We start from the raw sequence: 24,095 nt of genomic DNA on the forward strand, positions 1-24,095 counted from the left end.
GGGTGCGGGGGCACCCGGGCGCGGCGCGTCGGCGTCGCCCGCGGCCGGCGGGCGGGCCGGGGCGGTGCGTCAGGCGTTGACGCAGACGTTGCCCGCGGCCGGGTTGAGCAGGCCGATGACGTTGATCGAGTTGCCGCACACGTTCAGCTGGGCGTGGACGGGGACCTGGATCACGTTGCCCGAGAGGACGCCGGGCGAGCCGTACGCGAAGCCCTCGGCGATGGAGTCGGCGGACGCGGCGCCCGCGCCGCCGAGGACGAGGGCGGCGGCGGCCAGCACACCGGCGGCGATGGTCGTACGAATGCGCATGGGGTTTGCTCCTAGCGTGGGGAACTGCTCCACCACCTGCGTGGGGAACGGCCTCCGCCACCCTGGCCCCTGACGGAACGGCCACCCCTCAGCGCCACGGCGGGGACACGCGAGGCCACACGATCGGGTGGGCCCGGCCGGCCCAGTACGTGCCCCGCTCCGGGCGCCGCCCGGAACCCGCCAGGAGCGGAAGGAACCCGTCCGCCACGGCACCCCTCATGATCAGTGGACCCCGGGGGGAACGGCGCGCAGCGCCCGGCCCCCACGGGCCGACCGCCCCGCGTGGGCGGCCCTGCCGACCCGTAACGATCAAGTCGAGGAACCAACGTGTCCCTGTCGCCGCATCGACGCCTGACCGTGAGCACCACCCTGCTCGCCGCCCTGGTGGGCGGTCTCGTGCCCGCCGCCGGCGCGTACGCCGCTCCCGCCCCCGCCGCTCCCGCCGCCGCGCGGGCCACCACTCCGGCCCCCGACCTGGACGGGGTCGTCGCGGCGCTCAACTCCGCGATGGCGAACGGCGCGCCGGGCGCGCTCGCCCGCTTCACCGGCCCCGACGGCGCGCAGAGCCGTGCCGTGGGCGTCCGTGACCGTGTCAGTGGTGCCGCCATGGACGCCAAGGCCCGCTTCCGCATCGGCAGCGTGACGAAGACCTTCTCCTCGGTGGTGCTGCTGCAGCTCGTGCAGGAGAAGAAGCTGGAGCTGGACGCCCCGGTCAACCGCTACCTGCCCGGTCTGCTGCCGGACGAGCGGATCACGGTGCGCCACCTGATGACCCACCGCAGCGGCCTGGCGGACTACACGGAGAAGATGTTCGCGCAGACGGTCCCGGGCTTCGAGGCCGTGCGGAACCGTCAGTTCAGCTACCAGGAGCTGGTGGACCTGTCGCTGGCCGAGCCGCGCACGACCCAGCCGGGCGTCGCGTACAAGTACTCGAACACCAACTTCGTGGTGGTCGGCATGCTCATCGAGAAGCTGACCGGGCGCCCGGTCGCCAAGGAGTACGACCGCCGCATCATCAAGAAGCTCGGCCTGCGCAACACCTCGTACGTGCACCCGCAGACGGAGATCAAGGGCCTGCACGCCCGCGGTTACCTGCACCCCGACGAGGCGGGCGCGCCGCTGGTCGACTCCACCGAGCAGACCGTGTCCTGGGGCCAGTCGGCCGGCGCGATGATCTCGAACGCGGCCGACCTGAACACCTTCGTGAAGGGTCTGCTGGGCGGCAAGCTGCTGAAGCCGGCGATGCTGGACGCCATGACCACGGTCACGCCGACCGATGCCACGAACACCCGTCACTACGGGCTCGGGCTGCGCCGGTACGACCTGTCGTGCGGCACCTCGGTGTACGGGCACACCGGCACCGTGCAGGGCTTCTACACGTACGCGTTCGCGACCAAGGACGGCAAGCGCAGCCTGGCCGCGATGGCGAACACCTCGAACCGGGGTGTCGCCAACACGGCCCTGGGCGGCGTGCTGGAGCCCGCGTTCTGCGGCAAGAAGGCCCCGGCGGCGCGGTCCGCGGCGCGCGGGTTCTCGGTGAACCCGGCTGAGGCGGACCTGCCCGAGCGCCGCTGACCCCGGCCCTCTGACGGCGTGCGCGTCCCCGGCCCGGTGCGGGCCGGGGACGCGCACGTCCTGCAGTGCCGGGGTCCCGCCGGGGTCAGGCCCCGTCGAGGACCGCGCGGATGACGTGGCGTGCGTTGCCGGCCATGTGCGCGTTCACACCCCGGTAGTGGGGCAGCGCGATGACGGCCTGTGAGAGGGCACGGCCCCGGCCGCGGCGCCAGGTGGCGTCGTCCACGCCGAGGGCGTCGCGGAACACCTCGCGCGCCCCGGCCGGCAGCAGGTTCCAGGCGGGGAAGAGGTCGCAGGCCGGGTCTCCGACACCCGTGCAGCCGAAGTCGATCACCGAGGTCAGCCGGCCCCCGGAGACCAGCAGGTTGCCCGGCATCAGGTCCGCGTGCAGCCAGACCGGCGGCCCGTCCCAGGCCGGCGCGGCCAGCGCGTCCTCCCAGACGGCGAGCAGGCCGTCGCAGTCGACGCCCTCCTCGGGGATCCCCCGCAGTTCCTCGACCGCCGCCCTGGTGGCGGCGTCGAGCCCGGCGAGCGGCCCGCCGCGGTACGCGGGCGGCGCGTCCGGCAGCGCGACGCCGCGCATCACCGTGACGAAGGCCGCGAGGTCGCGGGCCAGCGGGACCGGCGCGTCGAGTGCCCCGGCCTCGGGGTTCGCGCCGGCGAGCCACCCGTACACGGACCAGGGCCAGGGGTATCCCTCCGCCGGGCGGCCGGCGCCGAGCACCGCGGGGACGGGCGTGGGCAGCAGGGGCTCGAGGCGCGGCAGCCAGCGGCGCTCCAGTCCCACGTCCCCGGCACCGCCCTCGGTCAGCGGCAGCCGTACGGCCATCAGGTCGCCGAGCCGGAACATGGCGTTGACCGTGCCGCCGGAGGGGATCCGGGTCACCGGGAGTCCGGCCCACTCGGGGAACTGCCCGGCGACGAGCCGTCGTACGAGGTCCTCGTCGATGTCCTGTCCGCCGGGGGCCGACGGTGCTGCGTCCGTGGGGATCATGAGGACCATGTGACCGGCGCCGGCGGACCGGGGTCAACCGCTTTTCGACCCGGCCGCGCCGCTGTGACAGGCGGGTCGGCGCAGGAGCCACCGGCGGCTCGACGCAGGGGCAACCCGCGGTTCAGCGCAGGAGCCACTGGCGGGTCAGCGCCATGACCTCGCCGCGGCTCCGGCCGCCGTGGTCCACGTGCAGGAAGTGACCGGCGATCCGGACGGAGAAGGTGAGCAGGCAGCGGACCTCGACGTCGTCCTCGTCCGGGCAGAAGGAGCGGTAGAGGGAACGCAGGTACTCCATGCGGCGGTTGTCCACCCGGCGCAGGCGCTCCGCCACGGCCTCGTCCCGGCGGGCCCAGTCGCGGACGGCGAGGTCGGCCGCGGTGCCCAGGGCAGGGTGGCGCTCACCGCCGGCGGCGATGGTGAAGAGGTGGTCGAGTTTGGTCCGGGCGTCCCCGCCGCCGCTCTCGACCTCCTCGATGACCGCGTCGGCGACCGCGCGCTCCCAGGTGTCGAGCATCTCGGCCAGGAGCGCGTCCCGGTTGCGGAAGTAGCCGTAGAAGCCGCCCTTGCTGACCCCGAGGGCGGCGGCCAGCGTCTCGACCCTGACCGCGTCCGGGCCGCCGGCGGCCAGCGCCTTCAGACCCTCGTCGATCCAGGCGCCGCGCGGCGTGCGGATCGCGCCCATGGATGTCTCCCCTCGGGTGTCTCCACCCGTCTATACGGTGCCGTATAGACGGTGCTAGCGTAGATCTATACGGCATCGTATAGACAGGGGTACGGCTGATGAGACTTCCCAGGTCCGCGCACACCTCCCAGCCCTGGCGGATCCGCGAGATCGCCCCGGACTTCACGGTCGAGGACGTCTGGGCCCTCCCCACCCCGGGCGGCCCCGACGACCTCGCACGTCTGGTGGACCAGTTCGCCCGCGGCACCGGCGAGCCGGTCCGGGCGCCCGTCACGCGCTTCCTCTTCGCCGCCCGCTGGAAGCTCGGCGAGTGGTTCGGCTGGGACGAGGAGGGCAGCGGCGTCGGCGGACGGATCACCACGCTGCGGGACCGCCTGCCCGCCGACCTCCGCGCCGGGAACAGGGGCCCCGACCTGCGCACGGTCCCGTTCACCTCGGTCTACCAGACGCACGACGAGTGGGTCGCCGAGATGGGCAACGGGACCGTGCACGGGCTGATGCACATCGGCTGGGTACCGGACGGCTCCGGCGCGTACCGCGGTCAGATGGCCGTACTCGTCAAGCCGAACGGCCGGCTCGGCGCGCTGTACATGCTGGCCATCAAGCCGTTCCGGTACGCGGGGGTCTACCCGGCACTGATCCGCGGCATCGGCCGCGAGTGGGCGGCGAACGGCGCGAACGGCGCGAAAGGGGTCAAGTCCGCCGGGCGCTGACGGACCGTGACGAGTACCCGGCCGTTCGGGGCACTCCTCGTCACTGTCCGTCGTCGCAACGCCGTGCGCGGGCGGTCCTGGTGTTCCCTGGACCCGAAGGGGGAGGCAAGGGACGAGGAAGGGCTGGTTCATGCGACGTGCGCCCGCGGTCGGTGCGGTTCTCGGTCTGCTGCTGGCAGGAGGCGGCTCCGCGTACGCGTCCATACAGCCGGGGACCGTGACGGAGCGTCACGCCCCGGACCGGCCGGCCGCGGGGCAGGAGGAGCGCGTCGCGACGGCCCTCACCCGGCTGCCGCTGCGGTTCGTCGAGAACCGCGGGCAGGCGTCCCCGGGCGTGGACTACTACCTCGACGGCGCCACCGCCTCCGTGGGCTTCGGCGCGTCCGGGCTCAGGTACGCGGTCACCAGCCCGTCCGGGGCGGCCCCGAGGACCGGGGTCGGCCGGGACCCGGTGGCGGAACTCCGCGCACGGGCCGGGGAGAAGCGGACCCGCTGGGGCCTGACCCTGGGCTTCGACGGCGCCCGGCCCGTCAGGCCCGTGGCCGAACAGCTCGCCCCGGGGCACGTGAGCCACTTCAAGGGCGCGCCCGAGGAGTGGCGCACCGGCATCCGCGCGTACCAGCGCGTGGTCTACAACGACCTCTGGCCCGGCATCGATCTCGTCTACTCGGGCTCGGGCGGCCGGATGAAGTACGAGTTCCGGGTGGACCCCGGGGCGGATCCCTCCCGCATCCGGATGACCTGGCGCGGACCGTCCGACGTCAGCGTGGACGGGTCCGGGGCGCTCCGGGTCGAGACCGGTGCCGGGTCCTTCACCGACGAGGCGCCGGTGACGTACCAGCCCGGGAGCGGCGGCGGACGCCGCACCGAGGTGCGCAGCGCGTTCCGGCTGTCGAAGCACGAGGACGTCTTCACGTACGGCTTCGACCTGGGCTCGTACGACCGGACCCGGCCGCTGGTCATCGACCCGGTGACCTTCGCCTACTCCGGGTTCGTCGGCGGCGCGGGCGCCGACGCGGCCTACGACGTCGAGGTCGACGGCTCGGGTGCCGCCTACGTCACCGGGGAGACCGCCTCGGACGCGGGGACCTTCCCCGAGGGGACCGGCCCCGACCTGTCGTACAACGGCAGCACCGACGCCTTCATCGCCAAGGTCGCTCCCGACGGCGCCACCCTGGTCTACGCCGGCTACATCGGCGGGACCGCCGGGGACATCGGCCAGGGAGTCGCGGTCGACGCCTCGGGCGCCGCCTACGTCACCGGCTACACCTCCTCGACCGCCACGTCGTTCCCCGTCGTGGGCGGCCCCGATCCGGACGGCCTCTACAACGGCTTCCTCTACGACGCCTTCATCACCAAGGTCGACCCGACCGGCTCGGCCCTGGTGTACTCCGGCTACATCGGCGGCGACCGGGTGGACATCGCCAACGGCGTCGCGGTCGACGCCGCGGGCAACGCCTACGTGACCGGGTACACCGACTCGGCCCAGGCCACCTTCCCGGTGGCGGTGGGACCCGACCTCACGCAGAACGGCCACTACGACGCCTTCGTCACGGCGGTGAACAGCGCCGGCAGCGGCATCCTCTACTCGGGGTACCTGGGCGGCGACACCTACGACGCGGGCCAGTCGATCGCCGTGGCGCCGTCCGGCGCGGCGGCGTACGTCACCGGTGTGACCGCCTCGAACGAGGGCACCTTCCCGGAGACCGTGGGTCCCGACCTGACCCACAACGGCGGCAACGACGTGTTCGTCGCCAGGATCGACTCCGGCGGGGCGGGCCTGGGCTACGCGGGCTACCTCGGCGGGACGGAGGAGGACTCGGGCCGGGGCATCGACGTCGACGCGTCGGGCGCCGCCTACCTCACCGGTGACACCAGGTCCGGTTCCGGCTTCCCCGCGGTGACGGGGCCCGCCACCACGCCCCGCCAGGGCAGCGAGGCGTTCGTCACGAAGGTGCGGCCCGACGGAACCGGCCTCGTCTACTCCGGTTTCATCGGAGGGGACGCCGACGACCTCGGCCGGGCGGTGGCCGTGGGAGCGGACGGCGCCGCCTACGTCGTCGGGCGGACGACCGTCGCGCAGGGCTTCCCTGCGCACCGGGGCCCGGACGTGACGCACGGCGGCGGCGTGTGGGACGCCTTCATCGCCAAGGTGGCACCCTCCGGCGCGCTCCTCCAGTACGCCGGCTACCTCGGGGGCATCTCCGACGACCTCGGCTCCGGCGTCGACGTCGACTCCGCGGGCAGCGCCTACGTCGTCGGCGAGACCTACGCCACCGGGAGCCTGACGCCGCCCTTCCCCACGGTGGTCGGCCCCTCCACGACCCACGGCGGGGCAAGCGACGCCTTCGTGGCCAAGGTGACCGAGACCCCCGACGCGGACCTGGCGGTCACCAAGTCCGACCAGGGGTCCGACCCCGTGGCGGTGGGCGGCACGGTGACCTACACGATCAGGGTGGACAACCTCGGCCCCGCCGCCGCCACCGGCGTGACGCTCACCGACGAACTCCCCACGAACCTGCTGGACTTCACCTCGGCGAGCGGTGCCAGCTGCGTCGAGGAGGTGGTGGGCCTGGTCGTGTGCGACCTCGGCACGCTCGACGCGGGGAGCAGCAGGACGGTGACCGTCAACGCGACGGCGGTCGCCGCCGGTTCGGCGACGGACACCGCGGAGGTCCCGTGGCCGTCCGACCCCAACCCCGCGAACAACCGGGTCCAGGAGACGACCACCCTCACCCCCGGCAACCCCGGCCCCGCGCTGTGCTTCGGGCTCCCGGCGACGATCACCGGCACGGCCGGCAACGACCGCATCAGCGGCACGTCCGGGGACGACGTCATCATCGCCGGTGACGGCGCGGACAACGTCAACGGCCGGGGCGGCAACGACCGGATCTGCGGCGGCGCCGGCAACGACAGCCTGAACGGCGGCGGGAACGACGACCGGCTCGACGGCGGCGCCGGGCAGGACACCCTGACGGGCAGCGGTGGCAGCGACACCCTGCTCGGCGGCGACGGTGACGACGAACTGGGCGGCGGCGCGGGCGCCGACTCCCTCGACGGCGGCGCCGGAACCAACGTCAACAACGGCGGCTCGGGCACCGACACCTGCCGCAACCCCTCTTCGGGACGCGGCTGCGAGGCGTAGCCTCCCGCTCGAACGGACCGAGGGCGGCCCCCCTGCCGAAGCCGGGGTGCCGCCCTCGCCCTGTACAGCCCGGCTCAGTACAGCCCGGCGTAGACCTGCCAGCCGGTGGCGATCTGGACGCGAGAGCCGAAGGTGCCCTTTCCGGTGCCCGCGTAGCGCCAGATGACGCCGGAGGTGTCGCGGGCGATCAGGTCCGCCCGGCCGTCACCGGTCAGGTCGCCCACGCCGGCCAGGGCGTTGTACGCCGTGCCCCAGTTGTCGGCGAGCTTCACGGGGGCGGCGAACTTCCCGCCGCCCAGGCCGCTCATCCGCCACAGCTCGTTGCCCGTGTCGTGCAGGACCAGGTCCCCGTGGCCGTCGCCGTCGAGGTCCCCCGCGCCGGTGATCCGCTTATAGCCCTTGTAGGCGCCCGGGACCTGCGTCCGCGCCGCGAACACGCCGTCGCTGTTGCGGGCGTACAGGTACAGGGCGCCCGTGGAGGCGTTGCGGGCGACCAGGTCGCCGCGGCCGTCGCCGGTCACGTCACCGGGCGAGGTCAGCACGTCGTACTGGTTCCAGCCGGTGCCGACGAGCTTGTTGGCGGTGGCCGGGGTGACCGTCTTGCCGCAGGAGGGGGTGTACCGGCGCAGCTCGCCGGCCGCGTTGCGGACCAGCAGGTCGTTGCACCGGTCGCCGTTCATGTCCTTGATCGGTACGGGGCGGATCCCGGCGGGCCAGCCTGAGCCGGTGGCGGTGCCGTGGAACGTGCCCTTCCCGTCGCCGTACACGAAGCGGAGGCCGCCGGTGGTGGTGTGGGCGAGGACGTCGCCCGTGCCGTCGGGCCACTGCTCGAAGTTGCCGTAGTCGTGCGGGGCGGGGCCGCCGCCGGACACCCTGCCGGTGCCCGATGCGACGGAGACGGCCGCCGTCGTGCCGTACGGAACGGCCTTGAGGGTCCAGCGGAACCCGCCGTTGGGGGTGTAGGCGCCGGTGGCGGTCTTCAGGTCCCAGTCCACCGCGAGGCGGCCGGGGCCCGCGCCACCCGTGAGGGTCCGCAGCGGCGTGCCGGCCAGGTCCGTGAAGGTCATGGTCCAGGAGGTGACCGGGCGGCTGAGCAGGAAGTCCCAGCGGACGGGGGCGTACCTCGGGTCGACGGTGCCGGGTGAGCCGCTCTCCGTCACGGTGAGCGGCGACGGGTCGATGCCTGCCGGCCGTACGTGGACCTTCTCGTCGGCGTCGACCCAGGCCACCAGGTTGGTGAACTCGTCGACGGCCCAGCGCACGCGCCGGTCCAGGGCCAGGCCCTTGACCGGCACTCCGGTGGCGAGGGTACGGCCGGCGCCGGTCCGCGCGTCGGTCAGGGCGAGGGTCCTGGCCGTGTGGTCGTGGCGCACGGTGAATCCGTCACCGAGCAGCACGTCGCCGGCCGGTACGGACTTCGAGGTCTTGGCCACGGTGTCGAAGACGCCCGCGGGGCCGGTGCTGCCGCAGCTCCAGTACAGCCAGCGGCCGCGGGCCTGGAGCTCCTTGGGCACGCAGGGCGCGCCGGTCTCCACGGTGACCGGGCTGCTCGTGGGCGTGCTCCGCTTCTCCAGCCGACCGGCCGTGGAGGTGGCGCTCCACAGGACACCGGCGTCGAGCGCGGCGGTTCGGACAGACCGCTTGAGCAGGTGGCGGCCGAACTCGGCCACGTACTGGGCCGGGGCCGCCCCGCCCGAGTTGAAGAGCACGTACCCGTCGGACACGTCCACGAGCGAGCCGCCCGTGGTCTCGGCGAACTCCAGGAACGCCTTGCTGTCGAGCGCCCTGACCCGGTCCCGCTCGCCCTCCACGTCCGCGCGGTACTGGACCACGTCGCCGCCGGAGCCCGCGTTGCCCCACAGCGGGGTGCAGTTCACGGAGGAGACCGGGCAGGGGGCGTCGGTCTCGGTGCCCGCGGTGCGGGCCGAGGCCGTCAGGCCGGCGGTGGGCGAGCTGCCGATCTTCCAGACGCTGGTGCGGTCGGTGGCGGTGCTGTTGTGGTCCTCGGCCACCCGCAGCACGCCGCGGCTGATCGCGATGCCGGTCTTGCGGTAGCCGGGGCCCGGCACCTGGGCCAGCTTCGCCGGCAGCGGCGTGCCGTCGGTGGCCCTGCCGATGCGCTGCACCCACCAGTCCGCGGCGTTGGTGCCGCCGACCGCGAGGACGCGGCCGTCGGGAGTGGGAACGAGGCTGGTCAGGGCGGCCGGGAGGACGGTGCGCTCGGCGCCGCCGGCGACCGGGGCGGCGTAGAGGGCCTCGTACTCGCCGTGGATCAGCACCCAGTCGCCGAGCAGGGCGGCGGACTTCGGCTGGTACAGCTCGCTGTTCTCCTCCTCGAAGGAGACCGTCTTGGCGGGGCCGGTCATGGCCGTGCGCCCCTTGGTGACCAGGTAGGGGCCGTCCAGTAGGCCGGCCCGCGTGCCGTCGAGCAGGGGCATCGCCTCCTCCGTCGCGTCGAAGGCGTCGGTGAAGACGGCGGAGGCGAAGTCGACGTACCCGGCGCGGGTGTCGTCGAACTCGCCCTCCTCGCTGACCCGGTACTTCAGCAGCGCGCCCGCCGTGTCACCCGCGCCGCCGGGCCACACGTACACGCTGACGGTCTCGCCCTGCGGCAGTCCGGTGATGGTACGGTCGCGCCGCTCGCCGGACGGGAAGTCGGTCAGCACCACGGCCGAGGTCGACAAGTCCTGCGTGATCACGCTGGAGCCGAACGTGCCCACGTACACCCGGCCCTGGAGGTCCACCGTGACCGGCGCGGAGCCGTCGGGGCGCCAGAGGGTCAGGCTCTCGGGGTCGTCGTCGTTCGGCAGGGCGACCAGGTCGGCGCCCTGGCCGTACCAGCCCTGGGAGGGGCTCGCCGGGACGGGGGCCGTCGCCGGGAGCGGGACGCTCACGAGGCCGGCGTACCGGGTCCAGACCGGGGCGTCGGCACCCGGCGGGACGTGCAGGAAGCCGGTCGTGCCGGAGGCGAGCAGCCGGTCGTCGCCGGGCTCCGCGTTCGGGTCGGGCGCGTCCAGGACGAGCTCGGTGACCGGCGGCACGGCGGTGGCGGCGGCGGCCGCCGTGCCGGGGCCGGCGAACGAGGCGCTGGTGGCGGCCAGCAGGCCGAGCGAGAGCAGCGCCGGGACGGCGCGGCGCGCGCGGGTGTGACGGGGCAAGGCGGGCCCTCCGGGGCGGATGCGCGGGAGGGCGTGCCGGACCGGGCGCGTGCGCGCCGGACCGCCCGGTGGCCCCCCACTGAGAATGGCGTGATCCTAATCGGACGGCTGGCCGAAACCGTGAGGGGGCCGGGCCGGGGAGCGGATTGACCGCGGGTGGGCGTTTTGGGCCGCTGCCGCGCGGAACGGTCCCGGGGCCGCTACTCCCCCGGCGGCGGGGCGGTCGTGGCGCGGATGACCAGTTCCGGGTCGAAGAGCAGTTCGCCGTCCGGCACCTCGCGCCCGCCGACCAGCGCCAGCACGCTGCGCCCGACCTCCAGCGCCAGCCGGTCGGCGGGCTGGCGGACCGTGGTCAGGGGCGGGTCGGTGAACTCGGTGATGGCGGAGCCGTCGTACCCGACCACGGACACGTCGTCGGGCACCGAGCGCCCCTGCCGCCTGATCCCGCGGATCGCGCCGAGCGCCATGTAGTCGCTGGCCGCGACGATCGCGGTGGCGCCCTGGGCCAGCAGCGGGGCGACCGCCGCCTGGCCGCCCTCGACGGAGTACGACTGGCGGATCACCCAGCGCCCGGCGTCCTCGATGCCGCGCCGGGCCATGGCCTCCAGGAAGCCGCGTACCCGCCGGTCGGCGGGGTGGTTGCCGGACGGGCCGGAGGCCATGCCGATCCGCCGGTGCCCCAGCCGGTGGAGGTGGTCGACGGCCAGTTCGGCGGCCAGCACGTCGTCGGTGGAGAACACCGGGGTGGGCACGCCGTCCGCGAAGACGCCGTTGATGCCGACGTACGGGACCCGGCGCTGGCGCAGCATCTCGTACGTGTCGGTGTCCGCGCCCTCCAGCGTGTTGGAGGCGGAGAGGAAGACGACGGCGGCCACGCCCTTGTCAACCAGCGCGGCGATGAACTCGGGCTCCGGCACGCCGCCCGGGAAGGCCGGGCAGAGCACGGTCTTCAGGCCGTGCGGCGCGAGGGCCGACTCGATGCGCTCGGCCACGTCCGCGAAGAAGGGATTGGAGACGAAGCCGGTGACCACGGCGACCAGCTGGCCCTGGGTCTGGCGCTCGTACCCCAGCTCGGCCATGGCCTGCTCGACGGCGTCCCGGGTCTTCTTCGACACGCCCTGGCGGCGGTTGATGACCCGGCTGACGGTCGCCTCGCTGACCTGCGCGCGGGCTGCGACGTCGGTGATGCCGACCTTCATCGCGGTCCTTCCGTGATCGTGAGCGACGCCAGTCCGCCGCGTGGCACGGCCAGCGGGCTGGGCCCCTCCGGCAGGACGGCCGGAGCGTCCCCGATCATACGGCCGTCCGGGGCATGGACGACGACCCGTACGGGCACCCCGCCGCCGCGCACGTCCAGCACCAGCCGGTCCCGGTCCGAGCCGTTGACCAGCTCGATCGTCCGGTACGCGGCCAGGTCGACCGGCACCACGAGGTCGCCGTGCACGCTCACCAGGCTCCGGTCCCCCGCCGTGACGCGGACGAGGGGGTAGAGGGTGTCGGGGCGGCCGGGCTCGACCTCGCCGTCCAGCAGGAGTTCTCGGTTCCGGCGCCACCGGCCGAGCCAGAACGCGAGCGCCGCGCGGTGCGCCTCCGGGATCCGGTCCAGGCGCACGGAGACCTGCGGTACGGCGTGGAAGGCGCCGATCAGCTGGCGGGCCACCGCCTCGACGGGCGCGCCGGGCGACCACATCAGCATGTCGGAGTGGACGGCTCCGCCGACCGCGAGCAGGGCGGTGTCCAGGGTGCGGACCCGGTTGGCCGTCGCGTCGGCCGGACAGTCGAAGGAGCGGAGCATGGTGCCGTACGGGGTCATCCCGGGTCCGGTGTACGGCTGGCGGAGCTCCAGCAGGACGTCGGGGCGCACTGCGGTGAGGGCGTCCCGCAACTCGGTGAGCAGGACGGTCATGGCCCGGCCCACGTCCCCGCGGCCGTCGCCCGCGTACGCCCGGGCCTCTTCCAGGAAGTCGAGCTTGAGGCCGTCGAGGCCGTGGTCGCGGACCAGTGCGGTGCACACGGCGACGACGTGGCGGCGCACCTCGGGGCGGCGCGGGTCGAGCACCAGCGCGCCGGGCGCCCCGGCCGCCTCGGGGGCGTACGGGTCCCAGGTGGCGCGGCAGGGTGCGTCGGTGCCCAGCAGCAGGGGAGCCACCCAGGCGAGGTAGCGGAGGCCGAGGGCCTGTACCCGGGCGACGTGTCCGGTGAAGTCGGGGAACTTGGCCGGGTCGGGGCGCCAGTCGCCGCAGCGCGCGTAGCCGCGGCCGTGGCCGCCGAGCTGCCAGCCGTCGTCGAGGATCAGCGCCCCGCAGCCGAGGCCGGCGGCGAGGGCCGCCTGGGTCTCGACGGCGGCGGCGCTGACGTCCTGGTTGAAGGCGTACCAGGTGGAGTAGACGGGGATGCGGGCCCCGTCGGGGACCGGCATGGGCGGGAAGGCGCGGGCGAACCAGGCCCGCAGGGTGCGCAGGGCGGTGGCGACGGAGGGGGCGCGGGGCACGAGCAGCACCCGGTGGGGGGTGTCGGCGGCGGGCAGCGCGAGGTGGACGACGTGGGTGTCGTTCTCCTCGGAGACGCCGAAGCGCAGGGCGGCCTCGGGTACCGGGTCGGCCGCGGCGAAGGTGAGGAGGGTGGCGCCGGAGTGGTCGTACAGGCAGCCGGCGGCGTGTCCGTCGACGAGGGAGACACGAGACCGGCCGGCCCAGTCGGCGAGCAGGGTGCGCCGCCAGCCGCCCTGGGGGTGCCAGTAGCCGGCGGCGTTGCCGAGGGGGACGGAGAAGCGGATCTCGACGGGCGCGCCGTCGGCCCTGACCTCCAGCAGGTGCGGTCCGTCCGGGAGTTCGGTCAGCGTCCAGCGGGGCGGGGTGGCGGCGCCGGGGGCGCGGACGGCGAGGGAGACCTGGTCGAGCAGCGGCGCGTACGGGGCGGGCGGCAGCAGGGCGGTCGTGACGGGCTCGGCTTCCTGGCGCTGGGACTGGGCGTGGGACTGGGCGTCGGACCGGGCGTGGGACTGGGACTGCACGGGTCACTCCTTCACGGCGCCGGCGAGCAGGCCGGATACGAAGTGGCGCTGCAGCGCCAGGAACACGAGGGCCATCGGGACCGCCGCGACGGAGGTGCCGGCGAGGATCGCGCCGTAGTCCGTCTCGTCCAGCCCCTGGAGGGAGGCGAGGGCGACCGGGATGGTGAACGACGCGCCGTCCCGCAGGACGATCAGCGGCCAGACGAAGTCGTTCCACTGGTAGAGGAAGAGGAAGACGGCCAGGGCGGCGAGGGCGGGCCGCATCGGCGGGAGGGCGACCCGCCAGAACAGGCGCAGTTCGCCGCAGCCGTCCATGCGCCCGGAGTCGAGGAGTTCGGCGGGGAGCGCGGCCATGGACTGGCGCATCAGGAAGATGCCGAAGGGCAGGGCGAGGTGGGGCAGGATCACCGCCTGGGGCGTGTCGAGCCAGCGGAGGTCGGCCATCATCGTGAACAGCGGTACCAGGGTGACCTGGGCCGGGACCACGAGGCCGAGCATGACCAGCGCGAACAGGGCGTCGCGGCCCTTGAAGCGGTAGGTGGCGAAGCCGTACCCGGCGAGGGTGCAGACGGCGCCGGCCAACAGCGTGTAGAGGGTGGCGTTGACCAGGGAGTTGAGGACCACGCGGCCGAAGCCGGCGGCGGTTTCCAGGGCGGCGAGGTTCTCTGCCAGCCGGCCGCCGGGCAGGACGGGCGGCGGGCTGTCGAAGATCTCGCGGGAGCTGTGGGTCGCGGCGACCACGAGCCAGCCGAAGGGCACGGCGACCACGGCGAGGGCCAGGGCGAGCGCGGAGGTCAGCAGGAGGCTGCCGGCGCGGCGGCGGGCCGGGGCGCCGGGGGCGGGACGGCGGGCGGTGGTCACGGGCGCTCCCCGAGGACCCGGAACTGGATCAGGCCGAGCAGGCCGATGAGGACGGTGAGGGCGTAGGCGATGGCCGACGCGTAGCCGAAGTCGAAGTACTTGAAGGCGTTCTGGTAGAGGTACACGCCGATGGTGAGGGTGGCGTTGTCGGGTCCGCCGCCGGTCAGCACGTACGGCTCGTCGAAGAGCTGGAGGGTGCCGATGGTGGACAGTACGGCGGTCAGCAGCAGGGCGGGGCGCAGTCCGGGCAGGGTGACGTGCCGGAAGGCGGCCCAGGGTCCGGCGCCGTCGACGGCGGCGGCGTCGTACAGCTCGGCGGGTACGGTCTGGAGCCGGGCGAGCAGGATCACGGCGTTGTAGCCGGTGTAGTGCCAGGTGAGGGCGAGGCCGAGGGAGACGCGGGCCCACAGGGGGTCGGTGAGCCAGGGCACGGGGCCGCCGCCGACGAGTCCGAGCAGCCAGTTGACCAGCCCGTACTCCTGGTTGAGGAGGACCGAGAAGATGATCCCGTAGGCGACGAGTCCGGTGACCATGGGCAGGAAGAATCCGAGCCGGAAGAGGGCGCGGGCGCGGAGCAGGCGGGAGTCCAGTGCGACGGCGAGCCCGGTGGCGAGGGCGAGCATCACGGGGACCTGGACGGCGAGGATCAGCGCGGTGTTCTTGAGGGCGGTCCAGAAGAGCGGGTCGTTCAGCAGCCGGGTGTAGTTGGCGGCGCCGGCGAACCGCTCCGTGCCGCCGGTGCTGCGGTACAGGCTGAGCAGGAAGGACCGGCCGATCGGGTAGAGCTTGAAGACCCCGAAGAGCACCAGGGCGGGCAGGACGAAGAGGTACGGGGCGGCGCGCCCGCGGCGGCGCGGCCGGCGGCCCGCACCCGCGCCCGCGGCGGGCGTGGCGGTGGTGGAGGGGGCGGTGAGTGCGGCGCTCATGAGCGGACCTTGCGGCCCGTCTGCTCGCCGAGCCGGTCGGCCGCCTCCCCCAGTACCTCGGCCGGCTCGGCGCCCTTGAGCAGCACCTTGGTCTGGGCGTCGGTGACGAGCTTGAGGGCGCGGGCGTAGTCGGCGGTGTAGTTGGTGGCGGACTGCGGTGCCCTGAGGGCCGCCAGGAACACCTCGCCCTTCTTCCGGCCGCCGAAGAACGGCGAGGGGGCGTGGAAGACCGGGTCGTCGTAGGCCTTCATCAGAGCGGGGGCGATGCCCTTGCCGCGGTAGATCCGCACCTGGGAGGCCGGCCGGGTGAGGACGTACTCGACGAAGGTCCAGGCGGCGGCCTGGTGCCTGCTGCTGCCGGCGACGGCGAGGTGGGTGGAGTTGACGGTGGCGGCGGTGGGGCCGCCGGGGCGGACGGCCGGGGGCAGGCGCACCCCCCACTTGCCGGCCTCGCCGGGCACCTGCTCCTCGATGATGCCGCCGAACCAGGTGGGGAGGGGCTGGACGGCGTTGGTGCCCTTCTTCAGCGAGCTCATCAGCGCGTTCCAGCCGCCCGCGAGGTCGCTGACGAGGCCGGCGTCGTTCATGGTCTTGATGAGGGTCATCGCCCGGACGGCCTCGGGTGAGCCGAGGGTGATGGTGCCGTCGAGGGCGAAGTAGAAGGCGCCCTGGAGCTGGAGCAGCATCTGGAAGAAGTTGGCGGCGTCCGGCTGGGAGGCGGGCTTGTCGATGCCGAGGAGGTGGGCGCCGGTCCTGGCCTTGACGCGCTTGCCGGCCTCTATGGTCTCGTCCCAGGTGGCCAGGGCGGCGACGTCGACGCCGGCCCGCTCGAAGAGGTCGGCACGGTAGTAGAAGCCGGCCGAGTTCGCCTCCCACGGGAGGGCGTTGACGCGCTTGCCGTCGGGGCTGACGGTCGCCCAGAGGCCCTGCGCGAAGGCGTCCTTGTGGGCGGTGGCGCCGAGAGGACCGAGGTCGGCGAGGCCGCCGGGGAACTTCTCCACGTAGCCGGGCAGGTAGTCGACGCCGATGTGGAGCACGTCTGCGAGGCCCTGGCCGCCGGCGGCCAGCGCCGTGGTGATCTTGTCCCAGATGGCCGGGTTGCCGATGTCCTCGACGGTGACCCGGATGTCCGGGAACTGCTTGTTGAACTCCGGTACGAGGGCTTTGAGTTCGGCGGCCGGCCCCTGCCAGGACCAGACCGTGATGTCGCCCTTGCCCCGCTCCCCCGCGTGGCCGCCTCCGGCGTCGCCGCCGCTGCCCGAGCAGGCGGTGAGCACGGGCAGGGCGGCGGCGAGGCCGCCGCCCATCCGCAGCACGCTTCGACGGTTCAACTCCATGTCGGGCCACTCCTGTTCGCCACGGCGGTCGTTCGCTGACGGCCGGAACTCAACCACGCCCCTCCGTCGACTTACAAGACTTCATTGAAAGTTTTCAGTCCAAGCAGCAACCAACTTTCGGCAGAGTCATTGCAAGCCGTCCGTCGCGCTTGCTAGCGTGCCGCCCGCCCCGCCCCAGCCACCCCCTCCGGGAGAGCCCGTGCCACCGTCCCCCGTGTCCCTGCTGTCCGCGCTCGCCCTGCTGGCGCCGCTCGCCGTCCTCAACCCCGGCTTCGAACAGGGCGCGGAGGGCTGGGAGTTCGGCCCCGGGACCGGCGTCGCCACCAACTACCCGCACGGCGGCGGCCGGCTGGCCTACCTCGACGCCGGGCCCGGCCGCACGGTCTCCCAGACCGTCACCGCGGCCGCCGCGGGCGCGTACGACGTCTCCGCCTGGATCGCGACCGGCGGCCCGAACGGCCGGTACGCCGCCCGCGTCAACGGCACCGAACGGGCCGCGCTGACGCTGCCCGCCTCCGCCAACTACCGCCGGTACACGCTCAGCCGGATCCCCCTGGCCGCGGGCGACCGGCTGGAGATCCGCTTCGAGTCGGGCGACGGCTGGGTCAACGCCGACGACGTGATGCTCTCGCCCGCGTCACCGGCCGGTCCCACCGTCCGCTCCTCGGACCCCCGGATCGTGGAGATGTTCGACTGGGCCAAGCGCAAGGCGAACAGCTGGGTGCACCTGCCCGGCACGCGCGGGCCGCTGAACGTGGACGAGCGCCAGCCCGGCGGCGACGGCACCGGCACGTACGCGCCCTCGTACTGGGCCGGCTACGCCAACCGCACCGGGTTCTACTCCCGCGACACGGCCCACCAGCTGGCCGGCGCCGGGGTCCTGGGCCTGCACGCCGAGAACAGGGCGATGCTCACCGCTTTCGCCGGCTCCGCGACCAAGCAGCACAAGTACTACCCCGTCTGGGCGTTCAACTTCGACGACAGCACCTACCTGTCCATCGACTACCGCAACCCCTCGACCTTCGTCCGCGAGGTGCCGGCCCCGTTCGAGCTGGTCCAGAAGGCCGAGGAGGCGTACCGCTGGAGCGGCGACCGGGCCTACCTCGACGACCCGGAGCTGTGGGACTTCTACCGGCACGCCACCGGCGAGTTCGTCGACCTCCACGACGGCCTCAAGGACAACGGGGCGGTGAAGGTCGCGGAGGGCACCGGCGGCGGCATCTTCCAGGGCACCGCCAGCTACAACGAGCAGAGCGGCGAGCCGCTCGCGGAGGCCGGCGACGGCATCGGCTCCCAGTACCAGGCCTACCGGGCGATGGCCGCGCTGGCCCGCGCCAAGGGCGACTGCGTGCTGGCGGGCAGGTACGACCGCAAGGCCCGGGACCTCAAGACGTACTACAACACGGTCTGGAGCGGCCCGGGTTCCGGCGCCGACATGGTCCGCGGCTACACCACCGACGGCCGGGCCCTGACCGGATGGGGCAAGGAGAACAGCTGGTTCATGCCCATGAAGCAGATCGTCGACCCCGGCCCGCGCCGCGAGGCCTACCTCGACTACATCGACGAGCAGGCCTCGGGCACGGACCGCCCCACCAACATCGAGGCACTGACCTACCTGCCGGACACCTTCTTCGCCAACAACCGCAACGACACCGCCTGGAAGTGGATGAAGCACGTCTACGACCGCAAGGACGTCCAGCACGTCAACACCAAGCAGGGCACCAACGGCGACTACCCCGAGGTCTCCTTCACCCTCCTCGGCCAGACCGTCGAGGGCCTGATGGGCGTCACCCCCGACGCGCCGCGGCACACGCTCACCACCCAGTCCCGGCTGCCCTCCGGCATGGACTGGCTGGCCCTCGACGGTCTGGCCGTCGGCGGCTCCCGCTTCTCCCTGCGGCACGACGGCGCCACCGCGTCCGCCCTCACGCACGTCTCCGGCGGCGCCGCCCACACCTGGGAGGCCCGCTTCCCCGGCCGCCACGCCACGGTGACGGTGGACGGGGTGGCGCGCCCGGCCCGTACGAAGGTGATCGACGGGGTCACGTACACCTACGCCACCGTCACGGTCGCGCCCGGGCGGACGGTGACGGCGCGGGTGGGCTGACCCCCTCCGTCACCGCCCGGGGCCCAGCGCCAGGCGGTCCGCCCGGACCTCGATCTCCACGCCCCCGTCCGCCGGCCGGACGGCACCGGGGACGAGACCGGGCGGCAGCCGCGGGCGGTCCCCGCCGGCACCGGCGAGCAGACCGCGCAGCGATCCGAGCGGCACGGTGACCGTGCCGCGCAGCGAGTCGACCTCGGCACCGCCCTCCCCGGCCCGGGTCAGGCCCTCCAGGTGCAGCCGCACCGAGCCGGTGCCGTCCCCGACGGGCAGCCGGTCACCGCTGACGTCCGCCGCGTCGACGCGGCCCGTGAGGAGGGCGGCCAGGCCGGAGCCCGAAAGGCGTGCCGTGGTCTCCCCGAGCCGGGGCCGCAGGGCCGCCTCGATGCGGTGCTCGACGGCGGCGGTGGCGGCCGACTCGGCCCCGACGCCCGCCAGGGTCAGGCCGGTCAGCACGGCGAGGAGCCACCCGGCCCGGCGGCGCCGGCGCCGTGCGGGCGTCGGCGCGGGCGCCGCCTGCAGGGTGCGGCTCATGCTCCCGCCCCCTCGGCGGCGGGGTGGGCGGCACCCTCGGGGTCGAGGCGGGGCAGCAGCCGGTCGAGCCAGCCCGGGATCCACCAGTTGGCCCGCCCGAGGAGGTTCATCGTCGCGGGCACCAGCAGCAGCCGGACCACCGTCGCGTCGAGCACCACGCTCACGCCGAGGCCGAGTGCCAGCATCTTGACCACGGTGCTCGTGGAGAGCAGGAAGGCCAGGAAGACGCTGGTCATCACGATCGCCGCACAGGTGATCACGCGGGCGGTGGAGGCCAGCCCGGTCGCGACGCTCTCCTGGTTGTCGCCGCTGACCAGCCAGTGCTCCCTGATGCGGGACAGCAGGAACACCTCGTAGTCCATGGACAGGCCGAAGACGATCGCGAACATCATCATCGGTACGTAGGACTCGACGGGCACCTTCTCGTGCACGCCGAGCAGCCCGGCGCCCCACCCCCACTGGAAGACCGCGACGACCACGCCGAACGAGGCCCCGATCGACAGCAGGTTGAGCAGCCCGGCCTTCAGGGCGACCAGCGGGCTGCGGAACACCGCCAGGAGCAGCACGAAGGCCGCCGCCACGACCAGGCCGACGACCAGCGGCAGCCGCGCGGCGAGCACGTCCCGGAAGGTCTGCTGGGCGGCGGTCTGGCCGGTGAGGTAGCCGGTGGCGCCGTACGGGTCGAGCGCCTCCGGCAGGGTGCGGTCCTCCAGCCGGTGCAGCAGGTCGGCGGTGGCCCGGTCCTGCGGGGCACCGTCCGGTACGACGGTGGAGACCAGCAGCGCGCCGTCCGGGGTCGGGGCGGGCGGGGTGGCCGAGGCGACGCCCGGCGTGCCGGTCAGGGCCCGGTGCAGACCGTCGGCGAGCCGGGCGCGCCCGGCCGGGTCCGTACCGTCCTTGTCCAGGGTGACGACGACCGTGACCGGGCCGTTGGCGCCGGGGCCGAAGCCCTCGGAGACCAGGTCGTAGGCGCGGCGCTCGGTGTACGAGGAGGGCGACGCGCCCGCGTCGACGTGGCCGAGCCGCATCGAGAGGGCGGGCACCGCGAGCAGGCCGAGCACGGCGGTGCCGAGCAGCAGGAAGGTCCAGGGGCGGCGGCCGACGACCGCGGCCCAGCGGTGCCACACGTCGCCGTCGCCGTCCGGCTCGTCCACGGGCCGCCGTACCCGGAACCGGTCGATGCGCCGTCCGGCCAGGCCCAGCAGGGCCGGGGTGAGGGTGAGCGCGGCGAGGGCGCCGGTGAGCACGGTGACCCCGGCGGCGACGCCGAGCATGCCGATGAAGCCGACGCCGGAGGCGAAGAGTCCGGCGAGCGCGGCGGCCACGGTGAGGGCCGCGACCAGGACGGCGCGGCCGCTGGTGGCGACGGTGCGGCCGGCCGCCTCCGCGGGGTCGGGCACGGAGTGCAGCAGCTTGCGGTGCCGGGTGACGAGGAAGAGGGAGTAGTCGAGGCCCACACCGAGGCCCATCATCACGGCGAGGGTGGGCGAGACGGCCGCGAAGTCGAAGCAGGCCGCGAGCAGTCCGAGGGCGGCCAGTCCGGCCGCCACCCCGACCGCGGCGCTGATCAGGGGGAACGCTGCGGCGGCCACGCTGCCGAAGCCGAGCAGCAGGACGACCACCGCCGTGCCGACGCCGATGGCCTCCGAGGCCCGGTCGGCGGCGCCCGGGCGGCCGAGCAGGCCGAGCGGTCCGCCGTACTCGACCGTGACGCCGTCCTCGCGCAGGGGTGCCACGGCCCGGTCGACGCGGTCGACGTACGTCTTCTCGAAGGCGGCCGGGCTGGAGGCGAACCGGACGGTGAAGTAGCCGGTGCGGCCGTCGTCGGTCAGGGCGCCGGGCGTGGCGAGGGGGTCCGCCACCGAGAGCACGTCGGGCAGGCCCGCCAGCCGGTCGCGGACGGTGCCCACGGCCGCCCGGTGTGCGGCGAGGGTTCCGCCGCCGGTGGAGAGGACGATCTGGGCGGGCACGCCGGCGGCCTTGGGGCCGCCGTGGGCGTCGAGGAGTTCGGCGCCGGTCTGCACGGAGGTGCCGGGGAGGCTGAAGTCGTCCTCGTACCGCCCGCCCCAGGCGCGGTCGGCGCCGACGACGGCCAGCAGGACGAGCAGCCAGAGGGCGATCACGAGCCAGGGCCGGCGGGCGCAGGCCCGGCCGGTCCGGTGCAGCAGGCCGACGGGGGCCGGCGCGGCGGCGGCCGGGGGCCCGGGCGGCCGGCCCGGCCGCGGGCCCGGGGCGCCGCGGTCGGCGCGGTCGGCGCGGTCGGCGCGGTCGGCGCGGTCGGCGTCATTGATGTACGCGGTGGTCTGATCGGTGGGTTTCGTCAACGGTGATCCTTGCCGGGGCGACGTCGGGACGGGCGCCTGCCGGATCTCCGGCCCGCACCCGGCAATGATCGTGGGCGGCCGGTGCGAGGCGGCCGTGAGGGGATTGTTAGGGCTCTGTTAGGCGGGGCGCCGGCCGACCCCGGTGCGGCCGGGGGGCGGGGCCGGCTGGTTAGCATGGCCACGTTCCCGGCCGGTCCCCCGCGGCTCCGCCCTGCGTACACGTTCCCCGGAGTCGTCATGAACCCCCGCAAGGGACTCGTCCTGATCGTGGAGGACGACCAGAACATCGCCGCCCTCCAGAAGCTGTACCTGGAACGGGACGGCTATCGCACCCACCTGAGCGAGGACGGCCCCGGCGGCTTCGACGCCGTGGCCCGGCTCCGCCCCGCGGCGGTCGTCCTGGACATCGGGCTCCCGGGCCTCGACGGCGTGACCTTCTGCCGGCGGCTGCGCGAGCGGGGCGACTGGACGCCGGTGCTGCTGGTCACCGCGCGGGGCGACGAGGCGGACCGGATCCTCGGCCTGGAGCTGGGTGCCGACGACTACCTCACGAAGCCGTTCTCGCCGGGTGAGCTGGTGGCCCGGGTGAACGCGGTGCTGCGGCGCGGCGCCCGCGCTGCCGGGGGCCCGGAGGTGCACGCGCTGGGGCCGCTGCGCGTCGACCCGGGCCGCCGTACCGTGCACGTCGACGGCGATCCGGTGGAGTTCACGACGCTGGAGCTCGACCTCCTCGCGTACCTGCTGGCGCACCCCGGGCAGGTGTTCACGCGGGCGCAGCTGCTGGACCAGGTGTGGGGCGACTCGGCCCACCGGGACCAGCGGGTGGTGGACGTGTACGTGTCGCAGATCCGCGGCAAGCTCGGCGCGGCCAGCCCGATCCGGACGGTGCGCGGCGTCGGGTACGGGGCAGCGGAGGGGCGGGCGTGACCGGCGGGCGCCCCGGGCGGCCGCTGCGCGAGCGGCGCCCGCGGCTGACCCTGACCCGGGAGATGGTGCTGTGCGCGGGGCTGGTGGCGCTGGTCGCCGTACTGCTGAGCGGGGTCACCGCCTGGTACACCGCCCGGGGCAACGCGGAGGCCCAGGAGCGGGACCGGCTCGGCCGGCAGGCCACGGTGCTCAGCCGGCTCCCCCGGCTGTCCGGCCTCCTCGTCGAAGGCGAGCAGCTGATCGCCGGGGCCAACGGGGTCCGCGTCGCGGTGCTCGACCCGTCGGGCACGCTGACCGGGCCGGCGGCCCCGGCCGTGTCGAACGCCCAGCGCGACCAACTGCTCGCCCGCAGGCCGCTGTCGGCCACCGGGACGCTGGACGGCGAGGAGGTCATCGTCGAGGGGCGGGTGTTCCGTGCGGGCGGGGTGGTGCTCACCAAGTCCACCGCGGAGGTGGACGAGGCGGCGGCCCGGCTCCGGCGCAACCTGCTGCTGCCCTCACTGGCCGGCCTGGCCGGCGCGGGCCTCGCCGGCTTCTTCCTGGCCCGCCGCCTGGCCCGCCCGCTGGTGCGGGCCGCGAGGGTCGCGGGGCGGCTCGCGGCCGGAGAACGCGGGGTCGCGGCGCAGCCGGGGGACCAGGAGCGCGGAGGCACGGCCCCGTACGAACGGAGCGGGGGCGGCGGGGAGGCGGGGGCGGTCCCGGGCGAGCCACCCGGGCCGGGTCCCGGTCCCGGGCCCGTGGAAGTGGCCGAGCTGAGCCGGGCGTTGGCGGTGCTGGACGGGGCGCTGGCGCGGAGCGAGGCGCGGCAGCGGGAGTTCCTGCTCTCGATCTCGCACGAGATCCGCACGCCGCTCACCTCGGTGTGGGGGTACGCCGAGGCGCTGGCCGACGGGGTGATCCCCGCGGAGCGCGTGCCCGAGACCGGCCGCCTGCTGACCGCCGAGGCCCGCCGCCTCGACCGCTTCCTGGGCGACCTGCTCGACCTGGCCCGGCTGGAGGCCGACGAGTTCCGCCTCGACCCGGCCGACACCGACCTGGCCTCGCTCGTCACGGAGGCCGGCGAGGTGTGGCGCGAGCGGTGTGCCCGGCACGGGGTCGAGTTCCGGCTGGAGGTGCCGGCCGAACCGGGCCCGGGGCCCGTCCGTACCGACGGCTTCCGGGTCCGCCAGCTCGCCGACTGCCTGCTGGAGAACGCCCTGCGGATCACGCCGGCCGGCCGCCCCGTCGTCCTCGCGCTCGCTCCCGGCCCGGACGGCCGCGGGGCGCGGATCGAGGTGCGCGACGGCGGTCCGGGCCTGGCCTTGGAGGATGAGGCGGTGGCCTTCGAGCGGGGGGCGCTGCACCAGCGCTACCGCGGTGAGCGGCCGGTCGGCAGCGGCCTGGGGCTGGCCATCGCGCACCGCCTGGCCGGCCGCCTCGGCGGCACCCTCACCGTACGCGGCCACGGCCCGGAGGGCGGGGCGGTCTTCAGCCTCACCCTCGGCTGACGGGCG

The 24,095-nt window shown here is 74.5% G+C and carries 17 protein-coding genes; 6 read left to right on the forward strand and 11 right to left on the reverse strand.

Features of this window, described 5'->3' with window-relative positions; genetic code table 11:
* Window positions 1–69: 69 nt before the first annotated feature.
* Window positions 70–309, reverse strand: a complete 240-nt coding sequence (locus tag ACIQUQ_RS32675; RefSeq protein WP_403983329.1) for a chaplin — start codon at window positions 307–309, stop codon at window positions 70–72.
* Between the two features lie 357 nt (window positions 310–666).
* On the opposite strand from ACIQUQ_RS32675, the gene ACIQUQ_RS32680 reads away from it, so the two are divergent.
* Complete coding sequence (locus tag ACIQUQ_RS32680; protein ID WP_403983331.1) at window positions 667–1,884, forward strand: serine hydrolase domain-containing protein; 1,218 nt, start codon at window positions 667–669, stop codon at window positions 1,882–1,884.
* A gap of 85 nt (window positions 1,885–1,969) precedes the next feature.
* Here the strand turns inward: ACIQUQ_RS32680 and ACIQUQ_RS32685 are convergent, their stop codons facing one another.
* A complete protein-coding gene (locus tag ACIQUQ_RS32685) occupies window positions 1,970–2,878 on the reverse strand; it encodes an aminoglycoside phosphotransferase family protein (RefSeq protein WP_403983333.1) in 909 nt (302 codons plus the stop codon).
* Between the two features lie 121 nt (window positions 2,879–2,999).
* Window positions 3,000–3,560 (reverse strand): TetR/AcrR family transcriptional regulator, encoded by a 561-nt coding sequence (locus ACIQUQ_RS32690; RefSeq protein WP_403983335.1) that lies wholly within the window; start codon window positions 3,558–3,560, stop codon window positions 3,000–3,002.
* 98 nt (window positions 3,561–3,658) lie between these two features.
* On the opposite strand from ACIQUQ_RS32690, the gene ACIQUQ_RS32695 reads away from it, so the two are divergent.
* Complete coding sequence (locus tag ACIQUQ_RS32695; RefSeq protein WP_403983338.1) at window positions 3,659–4,273, forward strand: DUF2867 domain-containing protein; 615 nt, start codon at window positions 3,659–3,661, stop codon at window positions 4,271–4,273.
* Between the two features lie 130 nt (window positions 4,274–4,403).
* Complete coding sequence (locus ACIQUQ_RS32700) at window positions 4,404–7,418, forward strand: SBBP repeat-containing protein (RefSeq protein WP_403983340.1); 3,015 nt, start codon at window positions 4,404–4,406, stop codon at window positions 7,416–7,418.
* A gap of 74 nt (window positions 7,419–7,492) precedes the next feature.
* Here ACIQUQ_RS32700 and ACIQUQ_RS32705 read toward each other — a convergent pair whose 3' ends face one another.
* The 6 genes from ACIQUQ_RS32705 to ACIQUQ_RS32730 form a co-directional block, all read right to left on the reverse strand.
* On the reverse strand, window positions 7,493–10,576 hold the full coding sequence (locus ACIQUQ_RS32705; RefSeq protein WP_403983342.1) for an FG-GAP-like repeat-containing protein: 3,084 nt from the start codon (window positions 10,574–10,576) through the stop codon (window positions 7,493–7,495).
* 200 nt (window positions 10,577–10,776) lie between these two features.
* Entirely contained in the window at window positions 10,777–11,775 is a 999-nt protein-coding gene (locus ACIQUQ_RS32710; protein ID WP_403983344.1) for a LacI family DNA-binding transcriptional regulator, read from the reverse strand.
* Complete coding sequence (locus tag ACIQUQ_RS32715; protein ID WP_403983346.1) at window positions 11,772–13,589, reverse strand: glycoside hydrolase family 36 protein; 1,818 nt, start codon at window positions 13,587–13,589, stop codon at window positions 11,772–11,774. Before ACIQUQ_RS32715 ends, ACIQUQ_RS32710 begins: the two co-directional genes overlap by 4 nt.
* A gap of 3 nt (window positions 13,590–13,592) precedes the next feature.
* Entirely contained in the window at window positions 13,593–14,450 is an 858-nt protein-coding gene (locus ACIQUQ_RS32720) for a carbohydrate ABC transporter permease (protein ID WP_403983348.1), read from the reverse strand.
* Window positions 14,447–15,376, reverse strand: a complete 930-nt coding sequence (locus ACIQUQ_RS32725) for a carbohydrate ABC transporter permease (RefSeq protein WP_403983350.1) — start codon at window positions 15,374–15,376, stop codon at window positions 14,447–14,449. Before ACIQUQ_RS32725 ends, ACIQUQ_RS32720 begins: the two co-directional genes overlap by 4 nt.
* The gene (locus tag ACIQUQ_RS32730; RefSeq protein ID WP_403983352.1) at window positions 15,373–16,713 is read right to left on the reverse strand and encodes an ABC transporter substrate-binding protein; all 1,341 of its coding nucleotides are present in this window, start codon (window positions 16,711–16,713) and stop codon (window positions 15,373–15,375) included. Before ACIQUQ_RS32730 ends, ACIQUQ_RS32725 begins: the two co-directional genes overlap by 4 nt.
* A gap of 199 nt (window positions 16,714–16,912) precedes the next feature.
* Between ACIQUQ_RS32730 and ACIQUQ_RS32735 the strand changes: the two genes are divergently transcribed.
* Complete coding sequence (locus ACIQUQ_RS32735; protein WP_403983354.1) at window positions 16,913–18,820, forward strand: hypothetical protein; 1,908 nt, start codon at window positions 16,913–16,915, stop codon at window positions 18,818–18,820.
* A gap of 9 nt (window positions 18,821–18,829) precedes the next feature.
* Here ACIQUQ_RS32735 and ACIQUQ_RS32740 read toward each other — a convergent pair whose 3' ends face one another.
* Both ACIQUQ_RS32740 and ACIQUQ_RS32745 read right to left on the reverse strand, forming a co-directional pair.
* On the reverse strand, window positions 18,830–19,351 hold the full coding sequence (locus ACIQUQ_RS32740) for an LmeA family phospholipid-binding protein (protein ID WP_403983356.1): 522 nt from the start codon (window positions 19,349–19,351) through the stop codon (window positions 18,830–18,832).
* Window positions 19,348–21,675: an MMPL family transporter gene (locus tag ACIQUQ_RS32745; protein ID WP_403983358.1), complete on the reverse strand. Its 2,328-nt coding sequence runs from the start codon at window positions 21,673–21,675 to the stop codon at window positions 19,348–19,350. The genes ACIQUQ_RS32740 and ACIQUQ_RS32745 overlap by 4 nt, the downstream gene beginning before the upstream one ends.
* A gap of 237 nt (window positions 21,676–21,912) precedes the next feature.
* On the opposite strand from ACIQUQ_RS32745, the gene ACIQUQ_RS32750 reads away from it, so the two are divergent.
* Entirely contained in the window at window positions 21,913–22,602 is a 690-nt protein-coding gene (locus ACIQUQ_RS32750) for a response regulator transcription factor (protein ID WP_403983360.1), read from the forward strand.
* Complete coding sequence (locus tag ACIQUQ_RS32755) at window positions 22,599–24,089, forward strand: sensor histidine kinase (protein ID WP_403983362.1); 1,491 nt, start codon at window positions 22,599–22,601, stop codon at window positions 24,087–24,089. The genes ACIQUQ_RS32750 and ACIQUQ_RS32755 overlap by 4 nt, the downstream gene beginning before the upstream one ends.
* Window positions 24,090–24,095: the final 6 nt, after the last annotated feature.

Origin of the sequence: Streptomyces sp. NPDC101118 (assembly GCF_044759445.1) — a bacterium.
Classification (GTDB): Bacteria; Actinomycetota; Actinomycetes; order Streptomycetales; family Streptomycetaceae; genus Streptomyces.